14 protein-coding genes are annotated in these 14,397 nt (G+C 41.7%); 5 read left to right on the top strand and 9 right to left on the bottom strand.

The genetic code is table 11. The features are described from left to right. Nucleotides 1-38: 38 nt before the first annotated feature. From VYM24_RS14720 to VYM24_RS14680, 9 genes are all read right to left on the bottom strand, one after another. Nucleotides 39-194 (bottom strand): hypothetical protein, encoded by a 156-nt coding sequence (locus VYM24_RS14720; RefSeq protein ID WP_009860260.1) that lies wholly within the window; start codon nt 192-194, stop codon nt 39-41. A 4-nt stretch (nt 195-198) separates the two neighbouring features. Next, the gene (locus VYM24_RS14715; RefSeq protein ID WP_016278403.1) at nt 199-1,026 is read right to left on the bottom strand and encodes a hypothetical protein; all 828 of its coding nucleotides are present in this window, start codon (nt 1,024-1,026) and stop codon (nt 199-201) included. A 156-nt stretch (nt 1,027-1,182) separates the two neighbouring features. Next, on the bottom strand, nt 1,183-1,929 hold the full coding sequence (locus tag VYM24_RS14710) for a hypothetical protein (RefSeq protein ID WP_009860258.1): 747 nt from the start codon (nt 1,927-1,929) through the stop codon (nt 1,183-1,185). A gap of 149 nt (nt 1,930-2,078) precedes the next feature. Further along, on the bottom strand, nt 2,079-3,119 hold the full coding sequence (locus tag VYM24_RS14705) for a DUF4848 domain-containing protein (protein ID WP_009860257.1): 1,041 nt from the start codon (nt 3,117-3,119) through the stop codon (nt 2,079-2,081). A gap of 46 nt (nt 3,120-3,165) precedes the next feature. Continuing rightward, nucleotides 3,166-3,840, bottom strand: coding sequence for a porin family protein (locus tag VYM24_RS14700; protein WP_009860256.1), 675 nt, complete (start codon nt 3,838-3,840; stop codon nt 3,166-3,168). Nucleotides 3,841-3,891: 51 nt separating this feature from the next. Then, complete coding sequence (locus VYM24_RS14695) at nt 3,892-5,205, bottom strand: DUF4249 domain-containing protein (RefSeq protein ID WP_009860255.1); 1,314 nt, start codon at nt 5,203-5,205, stop codon at nt 3,892-3,894. A 7-nt stretch (nt 5,206-5,212) separates the two neighbouring features. Then, complete coding sequence (locus VYM24_RS14690) at nt 5,213-7,813, bottom strand: TonB-dependent receptor (protein ID WP_032941513.1); 2,601 nt, start codon at nt 7,811-7,813, stop codon at nt 5,213-5,215. Beyond that, nucleotides 7,810-8,628, bottom strand: a complete 819-nt coding sequence (locus VYM24_RS14685) for a FecR family protein (RefSeq protein WP_016278406.1) — start codon at nt 8,626-8,628, stop codon at nt 7,810-7,812. Before VYM24_RS14685 ends, VYM24_RS14690 begins: the two co-directional genes overlap by 4 nt. A gap of 64 nt (nt 8,629-8,692) precedes the next feature. Continuing rightward, nucleotides 8,693-9,223, bottom strand: coding sequence for an RNA polymerase sigma-70 factor (locus VYM24_RS14680; RefSeq protein WP_032941520.1), 531 nt, complete (start codon nt 9,221-9,223; stop codon nt 8,693-8,695). A 292-nt stretch (nt 9,224-9,515) separates the two neighbouring features. Between VYM24_RS14680 and VYM24_RS14675 the strand changes: the two genes are divergently transcribed. The 5 genes from VYM24_RS14675 (at nt 9,516) to VYM24_RS14655 (ending at nt 14,392) form a co-directional block, all read left to right on the top strand. After that, nucleotides 9,516-10,607, top strand: a complete 1,092-nt coding sequence (locus tag VYM24_RS14675; RefSeq protein WP_016278408.1) for a sensor histidine kinase — start codon at nt 9,516-9,518, stop codon at nt 10,605-10,607. Beyond that, complete coding sequence (locus VYM24_RS14670; RefSeq protein WP_016278409.1) at nt 10,588-11,343, top strand: LytR/AlgR family response regulator transcription factor; 756 nt, start codon at nt 10,588-10,590, stop codon at nt 11,341-11,343. Before VYM24_RS14675 ends, VYM24_RS14670 begins: the two co-directional genes overlap by 20 nt. A 1,055-nt stretch (nt 11,344-12,398) precedes the next feature. Then, nucleotides 12,399-12,692 carry a hypothetical protein gene (locus VYM24_RS14665; protein WP_025076632.1) on the top strand — a complete coding sequence of 98 codons (294 nt, stop codon included), beginning with the start codon at nt 12,399-12,401 and terminating at the stop codon, nt 12,690-12,692. A 31-nt stretch (nt 12,693-12,723) separates the two neighbouring features. Next, on the top strand, nt 12,724-13,737 hold the full coding sequence (locus VYM24_RS14660; protein WP_016278410.1) for a hypothetical protein: 1,014 nt from the start codon (nt 12,724-12,726) through the stop codon (nt 13,735-13,737). A 64-nt stretch (nt 13,738-13,801) separates the two neighbouring features. Next, nucleotides 13,802-14,392: a hypothetical protein gene (locus VYM24_RS14655; protein WP_016268078.1), complete on the top strand. Its 591-nt coding sequence runs from the start codon at nt 13,802-13,804 to the stop codon at nt 14,390-14,392. The last annotated feature ends 5 nt before the right edge of the window (nt 14,393-14,397 follow it).

Here is a 14,397-nt window from a genome sequence, read left to right as displayed (position 1 = left end):
TTTCCAATAAGTTTAAACTATGCTTGTATCATTTTTGTTCACATTTTTATGGGCTGTTTAATAGTTACCGTCACCTGTTCTGCCTTATTAGACGGATTATAAAGCAGACTTCCGCATGAACTCATGCACATCATGCAGCCGTACAGCAGAATCCATATTGCAACAATCATTATTTTGCTTTTTTTCTGTTTCATATTATCAATGATTAAAGAATAGTCCTTTCACGATTTGCTGGAACATTCCACCAAAATCCGCATTTATTTCACGCCCGTTATGCTTATACAACGGACGTATTATCGGTACAGTCGATTGCTGGTGAGACCCATTGCCGCCATAACTTCTCATGCCCACATCCATTGCCCATCGTTCTGCCAAATCAAAAGAAAGATAACCGCCATAATGGTAGCCGTTCAGTCTCTTCATCGATTGCACACCCAGCAAATAGGTGCGATGATATGTACCAAAGAGATGGAGCGATGTATTAGGGAGGAATTGATAGGAAACATCGGTTCCAATCCCAAATGTATTGCTACTCGAACGGGGAATACTCAGTTTGTGCGCATATAGGCTTATGCCCAATTTCCATCTCTCGTTTGGAGAATATGCCGTTTTAACTTCAGCATAGTTCGATACGCCAACTCCTATGATATTTTCCTGTCTGCCACGTCCCCAAACATCTATCTTCTCAAACCGATGAATAATCCCGCCGACATTGTATTCGCCTTTATGCAAAGACGAACGGTCAACGGGAAAGCTCTGTGTATAATCAGGACGAAAGTTCAAAAGTGTTTCAGGCATTTTGGGAATGAAATCAAAATGTGGAGACAGAAACGACTTCCCATATTCATAAATCGACAGTTTGGTAGTGTCTATGTTCGTCACGGTCAGTTTTGCACGGCCGAAGAACAGCATAGAATTTTCCTGCCCGTATAATCGGGAGCAAACGGACAACAGTATCATGATGACAAGAGCCACACTGCATGCCGTCAAGTTGATGGCGCAGATTTTTAATTTCTGTTTCCACATATTTTTTCATTTAATTTATATTCAATATACGGCAGTAATGAGACAGCATTCCCTTTGATACCAATGCAATTTGCAGAATAGCTTTGGTTATTCCGACATTATTCTGCAAAACTTACGTAAAAAGCCCAACTGTGTGACGAAGGAAACCTTCAATTATTACTTTGGTTTATACAAGTCTCTTTCATATCCTATTTTTATCTTTACATTCCTGACTGGAGTAAATTGTAACTTCATCTCCATACTGTTATGCGGAAACATAGGAGTAAGTGAAGGCATAACCTTATTAGAACGCTCCATCAAAGAATAACGGATACGGAATAACAAAGACCATCGGTCAATTGGATTGTATTCCATTCCCAAGATGCCACCAAAGTCATTAAACAATTTACGTATCATTGGACTATCATCTAAAAGCCATCGGTTGCCATCCTTGTCTTCTTGTTGTAATATAGAATATTTACCCCAAAACGCTCCTACGCTAAGAGTCAAATGTTTCGTCAACAGATGATGATAGAAAAACTTTACATAAGTAGCCGATCCCCAAAAGGGATAGGTGGTATGACTGCTGATGGTGCGAAATCTCCATAGTCGACCTTCGCACAGATAGTCTGAAGCAAAAGGAAAGTTCGGATTCCCTACAGGACGATTATTCCAAGGAAACAACTGATTGCCAACAATATCGGTTGGCATAAGAAACGGATTGGCAGTAATGATTGCAAAAGACTGTATTGGAACAGAAAAAGCCGTATCTATTTTGTTGTGGGCATTATTCTCAACAATACCAACAGGACGCTCTGTCCTAACGCTTGGCAAGGTATCGATCATTAGGAATTTCCGCTCTGTTTGTGCCAAGGAATAAACATTCCATATAAAGCATCCGATAAAAATCAATTGCTTTCGCATTATATAATCGCTCTACGTTTAGTCTATATTACTTTGCCATGCTAAACCAGCCAAGCTATTACCTCCTTGATGAACAGTCCTTAGCGTCGTTCAGAATGGCAAAGTATAATGATAGTTATTTTTGATCTAAATACATTCTTATAGCACCATTATTTTAAGTTTATATTGATAATATGTGCTTTTCCTATCAGACATTTGGGAACCACATGACCATTAATAACCTCTGTCTGATCTTTACCGTTGGCATCATGTTCAGAAGTAAGATCAGTCCACGTATGAAACTTGCCTGTTAAGGCATTTCCACCAGTAATCTTTCCAAGAATAATATTAAACCCATTTTTCACATTATTATTGAAAATATATCTGGGTAATCGTGGTGCAATAACTTCTTGCCCATATTGTCCTTGTGCTAAATAACTAAAATTGGGACTAAGGAATGAATCGAAATAGTAAGAACGATGTGGATCATTTTTCCAACCATACCACATTTTCTTTTTGGCAGACATTTTAACCCAAAGTCGTCCTCCCCTCATATAAGCATTGAAATATATTTCTTTATTTTTCATCGGTCTGTATGTGGATGTATTTACATCAATAGATTTTGCATTAGCTCTATCTGACAATAATGATTGTGTTGCTTTTGCTACACTTTCCGCTAAATCTTTCCTTATATTTATCCGTTTAATTTCACCGTCAATAACATACATGCCATTTTGGTTTCCGATAAATGTTTCCACATTATCTTCATCCGGCACATAAAGTGACAGATCATTGGCATCAATATTATTGGGTATTAGAATCCCCTCATACTTTTTCTTATATTCTTCGTATGATTGACGGAATTCTCCTTCTGAATTAGCTTTAGTACCAATAGACTCCAATTCATCATCAGCCTCTGCTGCAAGATTATGTAAATTTCTAACTCCAAATTGATTTACTAATTCCAACTTTTCGTTATCCGAGATAGAAGAAAGTTTTTCTTTGAATTCTTGAAAACGACCTTCGCTATCGAAACTTAATGCATACTCTCCATCTCCGACACCTCTTGTCACTAAATTGCCCGTTTGTTGAACGGGAATAAGAACAGCTTTTATAGATGAAGGCTGTTCAACCTTAGAAATTTGCACTTCTTCTTCATTATTACATGCACCAAGCATTGTAACACACATTAAAAAAAATAATTTTTTCATCTTAAATTTTGATTAAATGATTAATATTAAAAATTAACATTGGAGACTAAAACATATAGGCACACGATACAACAAAAGTTCTATTCTTGCAGTCCACACCATTCTTATTTATATTCTTCATACCCCAATCATAACCGATAGAAAGTTGAACGTGGCGAACAATCTCTATCCCAGCACGGAATCCCAGTCCCCAATCGAAGCGATTGAGCATCTTGTCGCTGAAGACATTGTTTGCCGCAGTCCGGGTTGTGACTGCTCCCTCGTCGGGAAAGATGGTTTCTGTGGCCTTCCCGAACAGGCCGATGCTAATATAAGGACCTGCATTGACGAACAGGCTGACATTCCGTCCAGCAGAAAACTTATATCCGATGTGAACAGGAATGTTCAGATAATAAGGAGTAGACTTACTGTTAGAACTGTAGTTTGGTGAGGAATTGCCCGAACCGTTTCCGGCAGAAGGGTTGTAATTAGCGTTGTAATAGTAGCCCGGATTTTCCCAACCATGAGAGGAAAGCATCAGCCCGAAGTCCAGATACAAACCTTTCGCCACCTGCGGAAGTCCAAGCTCCCCCTTTACGCCAGCATGGAAACCGGACTGTGACTGGTAAGCACTCGGAGAACTGAGGTTATAACCTCCTGTCACTCCTACTCTGAAATCCTGCGCCTTTGCCGCCATGTAGAAAGGCAGGATGAAAAGCAATGTCAATAGAATCTTCTTCATAATCGAATTGTTATTTAGTTAATGAATATGTTTCCAATTATCCTTATTTATTCAGTCCCCCGATTGCTCAAACACGAAATACCCATTCCGATATTTGTGGTTGCCGGACATGATGCCTCCGGAGACGACGCGGTCTTTCCCTGTATCATTCGGCTGCGTGGTGAATTGCAGCAAGTCTTCTTTAAGAACGGCATGAAACCAGTTGTTTTGCACTTCCTCGGATAATATATTGGTCATTCCGCCAAACCAATAGAACAAAAGCCATTTCTCGGAGAGGTTTCTCATTTTGTAAGTTCCTCCGTCCCTCGGAATACGGATGCGAAGAGCCGAAGAGTTTTCAATGGTCTCGATTGTCACGTCATTGGAACTCCATTTCATCGGAGGAGCCTCTGATGCTTCGTCCGACAGATTCTTCATCCACTCCGTTTCCGTAATCCGGCATCCCCCCACAACACCGATACCATTTTCCACATTGGAGTAATGGCTCCGTATGGGAGCCAGCCCCTTGTGGCCCAAATCATTGTTCTTGACATCATTCAATGACTTCAGATACCGGAAAAGTTCCTGTGAGAGTTTGTACAGATATACCTTGTACGAGTATTTATAAGTGGTGCCTTCCCACATCGAAATATCATCGGCCGAGTAGGAGATTTTCAAACGCAAGGTATATTCCTTTCCCTTAATCTGCTTGTCGCTCCAGATATAAAGGTTCTGATAGAAATCATTGGAAAGGTCAAATGCGGAGTTTAGTCCGCTCTTGCTATACAGCAGGGGTTCGTCGTCTACCTCCAATTCGAGGTCTGAGAAACTCGTGCGTATGACATGATTGTCCGGCACACTCGTATAAATGCACCTACGTACTATCCGCACTCCATAATAATCCTCCGTATCGGCATTATCCTGAAATGTGATAAGAAACTGCAACTTTGTCTCAATCTCCTGCTTTAGCTTCATATCCATCTTTTTCAGCGGAAAAGACACCGGCAATACCGTCCGGGAGCTTACAGACGGAAGCCCCTGGACAGACACATTTATATCCACCTCATCCGCTTCATGGTATCGACCAAGCACATAGTAGCACTGTACCGGAACAGATGGCGTCGCACTCTCGTTCCAATACACCGGCTGTTCCTTGCCGTTAACCATAAAGTTGACATCGGCATAGGGAATGCCCTTTTGCTGTTCTCCTTTTCGGGAGACAGGCACACTGCGGGACAGCTGTATGAGCGTGGTGTCCTTGCCGGCACCGGGCATACAGTAGAGTACCAGCTTTTCTCCGGCGTTTATATCACCCAACTCGAACTCATAGTTGCACGATGAAAGTATGAACAGGGAGATTATGTATATCAGATTCCTTATTTTCATGTATCTGTCAGAATTTTAATGTGTAACTGAATGACGGAAGTATGGGGAACATCCCCGTCGCTTTCCCCTTGAAACTGCCGTCTGGCATCTCTTGCACCTTGCCGTAAAGGGGATTGATACGGCAATAAGCGTTATAAACGCTGATGTTCCATATCCTTTCATGCCCTCGGTGGGTGGTGCTGCGGAAATTAACACCGAGGTCGAGGCGGTGATATGCCGGAAGCGACACGTTGTTCGGCTGTTCGTATATCCATTCCGAAGCAGACTCGCCACCGATGCCGGGGATGACGGGAGCATTGACCTGTTGTTGCGGCACGGTCATACGGTTCCCTGTATGGTAAGTCCATGAAGCGTATGCCTCTATCCGGGAAGAAAAGTTGTGGCGAACGCTGAGGTTTAATTTATGACGATTGTCAAATTTATCGGGATACCATCCATTATAGAATGTCGGGAAGTTGCGCTTGCTCCATGACAAGGTATAAGCCGCACTGATGTGTGTCCGGTTATTGCTATAGCTGGTTTCCCATTCCAGCCCGTATGCCTTTCCCTTGCCCTCATGGATTTTTTCTTCCCAGTCATCGGCAGAGGGCGTGAGGCTGTTTCCACCGTTATATTCCACAATGTGATTCATCGTTTTGTAAAATCCCTCCATATTCAACCGGATGCGGAAAGGTAGTTGCAGATACATCCCGACCGCATATTGTCGGGAGCGCATCGGTGCAATCTTTTTGGTGGAAGGTACCCAAAAATCCATCGGCAGATTCAAGTATGTGTTGGAAAGCTGGTGCATGAACTGGCTCATTTCCGTATAGGAAGCCTTGAATGTCACACGGTCGCTGCATTGGTAACGGATGGATGCGCGGGGTTCTATGGAATGATAAGTCTTGCCTGTTATATGGAACAGGGTGTAATGCAGTCCGGCATTCAGCTTCAGACGGTTGCTTAGAGCTATGTCGTCTTCGGCATACAATGAAAATTCCTGTCCGTTATAGGAACCTGAAGCCTCGCGTGACAGGGTGTCTTTCTGGCTGTCAGTCCCGGAATAATCCCATGTGCGTGCGCTTTGAGGACGGAAAAAGTGCATCAGGTAATTTGACCCTATACGCAGGCGGTGCGCAGGATTTGGCCGATAATCGAACTCCATACGGTAGCCAATGTCATCGATGGTGGAGCGGTTATTACGCTCGCTATGGGTTATCCCTGATAATTGTCCTTCATTAAAAACCCTTTCTTCGGAAAGGTAATCGTGACGGGAACGGTTATGGGTATAGACACCCGTGAATATGGAGTACAGTTTCGGGGAGAACTGGTACTTCCAGTTCAGGGAGGCCGTCAGATTGCCCCATTGCAGGTTGAATTTAGTACGGTCTTCTTCCCGGTTGTAGTTCGTGCCGTATTCTTTCTCAAACTGCTTGTTGTTCACTTTCATGATGTCATTGCCCGAATATAAGCTGATGTCTGCACGGCTGCGTTCCGAAAAGCGGTGCGTTATTTTGGCGTTTATGTCATGGAAGGCATAGCGCATATTTATCTTATCGGCCTTTGAACTGTTGCGTATGGCCAATGCCGGTACTGTGATGACATCGAGCCATGTGCGACGCATTGCAATGTTGAACGAGGTCCGGTCTTTCTTTATGGGACCTTCAAATTGGATTCGTCCGTCCAAGAGTCCTATGCTTACCGTACCGTGGTATTCTTTCATGTTTCCATCATTGGTACGTACATCCACGACGGAAGAAAGTCTTCCGCCGTAGCGTGCAGGGAAGCCGCTCTTGTAGAAGTCGATGTTTTTTACAATATCCGTGTTGAATGCGGAAAAAAGCCCTCCCAGATGGTTCACCTGATAAAGAGGTGTGCCGTCCAACAGAAAAAGATTCTCATCGTTACCGCCGCCATGTACATACAGCCCGGAAATGAGTTCGGTGCCTGCCGCCACTCCCGGAAGATTCTGTAATGTCTTTACCACATCCGGCGAACTCATAAGCGCATATCCGGTATTCAGTTCTTTGGAAGTCAATGATACTTTTCCTGTTTGGGTAGTCATCAACGGAGAATTCAAATCAGCGGTCACAACCACTTCTTCCAGTTGATATCCTTCTTTTAGATGAATTTTCAGAGTTGTATCATGCTGAAGAAACACATCTTCCGAGTGTTCGCCACAACCTATGGATGAAAAGCGTATGGCATGATGTCCTTCCGGAAGTGTGATACTGAAAAAACCGTGTTCGTTGCTCAATGTGCCTGTTCCTGTCGTGACGTCCCATACTGTGGCATTTATGACTGTTTCACCATCATGCTGATAGACATAACCGCTCAAAGTGTATTTCTTTTTCCGGCTCAACAGTACATGTTTCCCGTTTACTTCCCACTTTATGTCTGTATTACGGAATAATTCATTCAAAGTGGAGTGCAAGCCCCGTCCTTTTAAGGGTTTGCCGATATAGGGTATATCCAGTTTCAATGAGGCATCATACACGAAATTTACGGCATACTCTTTTTTAACTACCTCCATTTGTTGTCTGACGGTACATGAATGAACCTTATGCTGGGCGTGAAGCGAAAGTGGCAATATAAACAAGGTCAATATAAGGATTGTCAGCCTGATCACTTCGTGACCTCCTTCCTTATCTTTACATCCAGCGATTTTTCTATCATGGAAATAATCTCATCCAAGTTGTCTGTATCGAATTCTGCTGTAAGTGTCTTTCCAGTGGAGACACTGGTCAGTTTTACATGGAAGTGTTCGGACAATTCTTTCAGTACTTCAGACAAAGGTGTGTTTTCATAAATGAACTTCCCGGATTTGTCTGCATGATCTTTATCTGAGTTTTTCACCATTATCAGTGGAACATCCGACCCAAAAGGCATAACAGCCTGCATATTCCGGGTAAGTACAATACCATTCTTATTATTTTTAGAAGAGAACAACACCTTGCCTGATAATACATGAACTTCGGTAACGGAACCATTATTGTTCTCGTTTACTTCGAACTGTGTACCCAGCACTTCTATTTTAGCATATTCTCCTGATACAATAAACGGAGCGTACTGGTTACGGCGCACATCAAAACTAATTCTTCCGCTCATATCAACTTCCCGTTTGTTTTTATTGAACCTGTCCGGCAGGTAACTGAGAGTTGAATTGGGAAATAACGTAACCACTGAACTGTCGGGAAGTGTGAATGTTGTGGCATCAGCATAAGAATATAAGCAAACAGGAGATTCTTTCTCCCACATAAGACAATATGCAGTAAATAGGCATATTGCAACAGAGGCAGCAATCCCAGATACATATCGGAGCCATCTGCGCTCTTTGGCTGGATGCGCCTCCTTGTATCTGCGTAAAGCTTTTCGGGTATCAAAAATTCCCGGAGAATAATACCTCAAAACAAATTGTAATCCTTTTAATTCTTCTTTGTCCATTTTCGATGTTCTTTTTAGCTAAGAGTAAAATCAACCGAAATCCTACTATTCCAAACAAAAAAAATTACCCGAAAAAGAAAAAATAAATTTTCCGGCACTCACCTTTGATAGTCTTAAGAGCCTTGCTGATTTGGTTTTTGACCGTGTTTACGGAGATTCCAAGTTGGTCTGCCACTTCTTCGTATTTCAATCCGTCCCGTTTGCACAGCAGGAAGGCTTCACGACAACGATCAGACAATGAATCTATAGCAGTCCACATTCTTGCTTCCATAAATGACTGTTCTTTGTATTCTGTATCAGTAAGAATTTCCTCAAACTCTGAAATAAAACGATTCCGGTCAATCATGTTTTCTTTTTTCAGGATAAAAAAGCATCTGTTGCGCACCATCATAAACAAATAGGATTTTATATCGGAGACGAAACAACCTTTTTCGGACCGTTCGAGAAAATCAGTCAAACAATCCTGTACGACATCCTCTGCATCCTCTGTTATATGCAGGTAATGAAGTGCATACAGGCACAATAGCCGATAGTATTTCCGATAAATACTATCTATATCTATTTTTTCAAATTTGGTTGATTCAGACTTTATCATAATGGCATTTATAACACAAGGATGCAAAATTATCCGTGTAGTATCAGTCGTAATAGTAAAATCCGACTGAAACGGATAAATTGATATCTGAACCGCCCAAACGGGCGGTTTATTGCACAAAAAACTAATTTCCGAATTGGCATTTCGGCAAACGTAAAGTGTAACACTGTTCGTTTCAACATTCATTTTAATCATTTCGAAAGTGATTTTGTCCGTTTCAGCCGATTTTATCTTATCAAATAAAGAAGCAAATCCCTATCTTTGTGGAATATGAAGTAACTTTGCATCTGATATGACAAAAGAAAATATAAAAATAATGAACTGGCGGAACGGGCTTTTATTATCAGCCGTTTCCTATGTGCTCTACCTCATTATATGGTTAATTCTCGATGATGAAACAACTGACCAATCTCCGGGAATGGCGGCAGTCGATTATATCGTCGATTTTTTATTGTGCATGCTCTTTACCTATATATCTTTGGGATTCTCTTATCTTGTTTTTAGGATTTTGCCTTTCAGGACATCTTATGTGTGGGTGATTGTCTATGCCTCATGTCTTTTGACTCTGAATAATATTGTCGCATTCGGCATGATATCTTTATTCAATTTCTTATGGGATGAAACCGGGAACGGACTTCTTGACGAATTACTCAACATGAAAGGCGCATATACTTTTGCAATGATATCCACCTTCATATCAAGCGTTTATGCCAACGCATTCTACCTTCAATCTTACATCAAGGCACGTGACGAGAAGCAAACACTTGAAATGGCACTGATGAAGGAGAAAGAGATCGCCCTACAGTCACAACTCAACTCCCTGAAACTGCAAATCAATCCGCATTTCATGTTCAACAACTTCAACAATCTGCTGGAATTGATTGAAGAAGATACCGGACTGGCTGGCAAATTCCTAAGCAATCTGTCAAAAGTGTATCGGTACATCATTGCTAATTTGGACAGGAATCTGATTCCTGTTACTGAGGAGATAAAATTCCTTGATTCATACTTGTATCTAATGAAGGTACGTCACGCCGGAGGCGTCATTACGAAAATCAGTCCAGAGGTTAAAGAATGTAAGGGGTTCCTTCCTCCGGCGGTGTTGCAGCTTCTTGTGGAGAATGCAATAAAGCATAATAGCTTTTCAATGGAACATCCGCTGTTTATTGCCATTGCGTTGTCGGATGATTATATCACTGTGCATAATCTTAAATCACCTTTGCTGTCAAAAATGGACTCAACGGGTTTAGGCCATAAAAACATCATAGAACGATACGCATTGCTCTGCGACAAAAAGGTTAAGATAGAGAATGCCGAAAACTTCTATTCGGTAAGTTTGCCAATAATTAAAAACATCATTTCCCATGAAAATACTGATTCTTGAAGATGAACAGCGCAATGCCATGCGCCTCATAAGATTACTAAATGATATTGATGCAACGTTTGTAATTGAAGGTCCATTTACAAGCATAAAAGAGGCGGTCGAATTTTTCCAATCAAGAAAAACAACAGACCTCATACTTGCGGATATCCGTCTTACTGACGGTCTAAGTTTCGAGGCTCTTAAATACGCTCCGGCAACCGTACCCATCATATTCACTACTGCATACGATGAATATGCGGTACAGGCATTCAAGTTCAATAGTTTTGACTATCTTCTGAAGCCTTTGGATGTCGATGAACTTGAAGCAGCCATAAATAAAGCAATCAAAGCAGGTAAAAATTATACCGAAGAGAATTTCCGGCAGCTTTTCGACGCGTTACAAAAGAACCAGTTCCGTTATCGGGAACGTTTCCTGTTACCTTATCGTGACGGATATAAGACAGTACGTGTCTCGGACATCAATCATATTGAGACTGAAAATAAGAATGTGTATCTTCGCCTTAATAACGGTACTTCAGAAGTTGTCAATGTGTCAATGGAAGAACTTGAACAGCAACTCAACCCAGACTGTTTCTTCCGTGCAAACCGACAATATATTATCAACGTAGAGCATGTTTTATTCCTCGGTAATTATTTCGGAGGGAAACTTATTGTCCATTTAAAGGGTTATCCGAAGACAGAAATCCAAGTAAGTAAGGAAAAAGCTCAACGTATTAAGGAATGGCTTGACAGGTAAAGTTATAAAAATGATTATAGTAAAGGTATCAAATTCAAAAAATAGTATTTTACTATGAGGTAATATACAAGTTGTCTATAGTTCGTTATACGTATTTCACATATTCATTTATGAATTTCGGAAACAAAATATTGGTTTTAGCAATTTTGCACATATTGTATCAACAAACTATAATTAACCTATTACAATAACAAAACAGCTTCTATTTGTTCTTATAGCATTTGAAGATTTCCGCTTCCGATATTCCGAGCGTCTTTTTAAGACGCTGTAAAGTTCACTGACATAAACAGTTTGAAAGTGATTCGTTACAGATAATTATCATTGCACAGCAATCTTTTATATTTTTCCAATCCTGAGATAGTATCCCCCATAGATTACATTGCAGATAACAGATTTACGAAAATAAGTCAGTAATAGCCTACCATACTGTTCATGCATAATTTTACATATCCACCCTTCATTAAGAACCTGTTGCCATTATGTTACAAAAATCTATAACTTTTTATATAAAAGTATTTCACTCTTTCCAATAAATTTATTCTGTGATCTTATAAGATTTCTAAAAATACTTCAAAGCCTTTTTAGAAGTATAAATTATAGAAACTGACATATAAAGATTCACCTTATTGCAGCAAATTTAAACAAATAATACAAATGAATGCTTTATTTATACTTAAACCAATATAACATGTTATTTTTAAGTGTAAACAAACAAGAATATTTGCATAATAAATATATAAACCAGTTGGCACAGCCTTCCGAATCTTGTCATATTTCAGTTCTCTTTTCCCCATTATAGCCATTTCCCCTTTTTTATAACCTTGTCATGACTTCACCTTGCCGTAGTTCAGGGTGCGAAGCTACGGGCGGGGCCCCTAAAAATCTGCAAGCCCGCTTCGCGCCCTACGGGTTTTGGCGAAAATTTTTCAATCCGTCCAGCGGGGCGGTTGAAAAATTTTCACCAAAAGCCTTGCATATTTTCTCCCCGTCCGTATCTGCCCCCTGAAACGAGCAAGGTGAGGCCACCGACAAGGCATAAAAAAAAAGTCAATGTTATGAAAAAGAGAACTGAAATACAACAAGATTTGAAACGAGGCTTCGGCTTCGCTCCAACCGGCATAAAATTTTGGATGAAGTGGTCGTTGGTCGGCTTCGTGGTGTACGTGGCGGTGCGTTTCGTGTGTGCCTTTGTCGGTGGTGTGGCGGCCTTTTGGAGCGGTTGGTTGCCCATGTTGGCAGTTTTGGCGGTGGTGGTTTTCCTCATCCGTTCCGTGTGGCGCATCCTTTCCGCTCTCCTTTCCCTTTGCGTGCTCGCTCTTTTCATCCTTGTTCTTTGCGTGATACTCTGAAACGAAATATTAATCATTAAAACAACTCATTATGAACAAAGTACATTTATTGGGAGCTAACAGAAGTTACGACAGAGACGTTCAGACCGTTTCAGTCAATCAAGTGGTAGTATTGGAAGGCTACAGCTATGACAGCTATGTTGTGTATGAAGTAACCCGTGACAAGTGGGGAATAACCTATCATCTTGTCAATTTGGAAACACACGAGTTTCACACTTCCGACCTTATCCGGCCATTATCGGAGAAATTCGGAATAGGCATCTATTACGATGATGCGAACCCCAAGTTTTTGGATCCGTTGGAAACAGCCGCTTTACTAACCAAAGCGAAAGAGAAGAAAGCCGAAGCGGAACGGAAAGCGAAGGAAGCAAGGGAAGAATACGAGCGTATCGCAAAAATCGGTGCGGAACGTTTGCGCCCCCTTATCCCGACAGATGCAAAGGCGGTCATTATCGGCACATTGAGGGTGAACGAATGCGACAGTTATACGGACTATTACGACTATAGTATAGCAAGAACCGTCATTTTAGGCTTTTCCAAACATACACGCAACCTCTTTTCAGAAATGCGCAAGCATGCCGCCAATTTTGAGGAAACGGCCTATTTGGCAGAATATAACGCGGATTACGAACACCGTGAAAATTACAGCATGGGGGACGGCATGTATTTGGGCAGGAACAAGTACAGCGGTTGGACAATTGAGAAAGAGCCTATCTGTGACCTTGAAAAGTTCATAGAACGGTATGCGCATACCGCAGGGGATGAAGCCAACCTTTGCATGAAAGCACCGCAGAGGGAAAACGAAGCACAACAGCCGACAGCAACCGCAGCCCCTTCAACCCTCAGTCTTGAAATCGTGGAATACAGCGAAAAGGCGATTGCCGTATTCGGTGACACCAAGCCGATAAAGGACGTTCTGAAAGACTTGAACGGTTTGTTCCGTGCAAACCTCACTTATAAGGGCGAAAGGCGTGCAGGGTGGATATATTCCAAGAAGCAGGAGCTGAAAGTAAGGGAAGCACTCGCCACGTGCATCCGTGTATGACAGCATGAACGGCAGGGCGGAGCAATCCGCCCACCTATCAATGAACCCATAAAAAAGTAACGACATGAGAACAGAAACAAGAACATACACCCTCTATCGGATAACCGAGTTATCCGAGGAAGCCAAAGAGAAAGCACACACCGAATGGTTGTGTAACCGATATTTTTACGGTTGGACGCACGAGAACCGTCAAACCCTTGATGCCTTTTGCGAACGCTTCGGTATCGTGTGCCGTAATTGGAGATATGATGCATGCAATTACAGCTATGACTACCGCAGTAAGCAGGAAGACTGCATAGACGGGTTAAGCGGTTGGCGGTTGATGGCCTATCTGATAAACCACCATTGGAACGACCTATACACGCCAAAATATTTTTGGAAAGGGACGAAAGGACGAAAAAGCAGGATATTTGTAGATATTTGTTGTCCCCTTACGGGCTATTATATAGATAACGATATTCTTGATCCGATTTATAAGTTCTTGAAATCCCCCACCGGGAATGTCACGTTTGACAACCTTATGAACGAATGTCTCGACAGCTTTTTCCGTGCTTGTCGGGATGATATGGAGAGCACCCAGACTTTGGAATACTTCACGGAAGAAAGCAACGCCAACGGTTGGGAATACCTTTCAGACGGAAAACTATTCAATTAATTATC

It is taken from the genome of Bacteroides sp. MSB163 (assembly GCF_036416795.1).
GTDB classification, from domain to species: Bacteria; Bacteroidota; Bacteroidia; order Bacteroidales; family Bacteroidaceae; genus Bacteroides; species Bacteroides maternus.
Note: the sequence above shows the minus strand (reverse complement) of the source record. Positions and strands in the feature narration are given on the sequence as shown.

Excerpts from the sequence above, each read along its gene's own strand:
- VYM24_RS14720 (WP_009860260.1), bottom strand. The coding sequence starts at position 194 with ATGAAACAGAAAAAAAGCAAAATAATGATTGTTGCAATATGGATTCTG.
- VYM24_RS14715 (WP_016278403.1), bottom strand. The coding sequence starts at position 1,026 with ATGTGGAAACAGAAATTAAAAATCTGCGCCATCAACTTGACGGCATGC.
- VYM24_RS14710 (WP_009860258.1), bottom strand. The coding sequence starts at position 1,929 with ATGCGAAAGCAATTGATTTTTATCGGATGCTTTATATGGAATGTTTAT.
- VYM24_RS14705 (WP_009860257.1), bottom strand. The coding sequence starts at position 3,119 with ATGAAAAAATTATTTTTTTTAATGTGTGTTACAATGCTTGGTGCATGT.
- VYM24_RS14700 (WP_009860256.1), bottom strand. The coding sequence starts at position 3,840 with ATGAAGAAGATTCTATTGACATTGCTTTTCATCCTGCCTTTCTACATG.
- VYM24_RS14695 (WP_009860255.1), bottom strand. The coding sequence starts at position 5,205 with ATGAAAATAAGGAATCTGATATACATAATCTCCCTGTTCATACTTTCA.
- VYM24_RS14685 (WP_016278406.1), bottom strand. The coding sequence starts at position 8,628 with ATGGACAAAGAAGAATTAAAAGGATTACAATTTGTTTTGAGGTATTAT.
- VYM24_RS14680 (WP_032941520.1), bottom strand. The coding sequence starts at position 9,223 with ATGATAAAGTCTGAATCAACCAAATTTGAAAAAATAGATATAGATAGT.
- VYM24_RS14675 (WP_016278408.1), top strand. The coding sequence starts at position 9,516 with ATGACAAAAGAAAATATAAAAATAATGAACTGGCGGAACGGGCTTTTA.
- VYM24_RS14670 (WP_016278409.1), top strand. The coding sequence starts at position 10,588 with ATGAAAATACTGATTCTTGAAGATGAACAGCGCAATGCCATGCGCCTC.
- VYM24_RS14665 (WP_025076632.1), top strand. The coding sequence starts at position 12,399 with ATGAAAAAGAGAACTGAAATACAACAAGATTTGAAACGAGGCTTCGGC.
- VYM24_RS14660 (WP_016278410.1), top strand. The coding sequence starts at position 12,724 with ATGAACAAAGTACATTTATTGGGAGCTAACAGAAGTTACGACAGAGAC.
- VYM24_RS14655 (WP_016268078.1), top strand. The coding sequence starts at position 13,802 with ATGAGAACAGAAACAAGAACATACACCCTCTATCGGATAACCGAGTTA.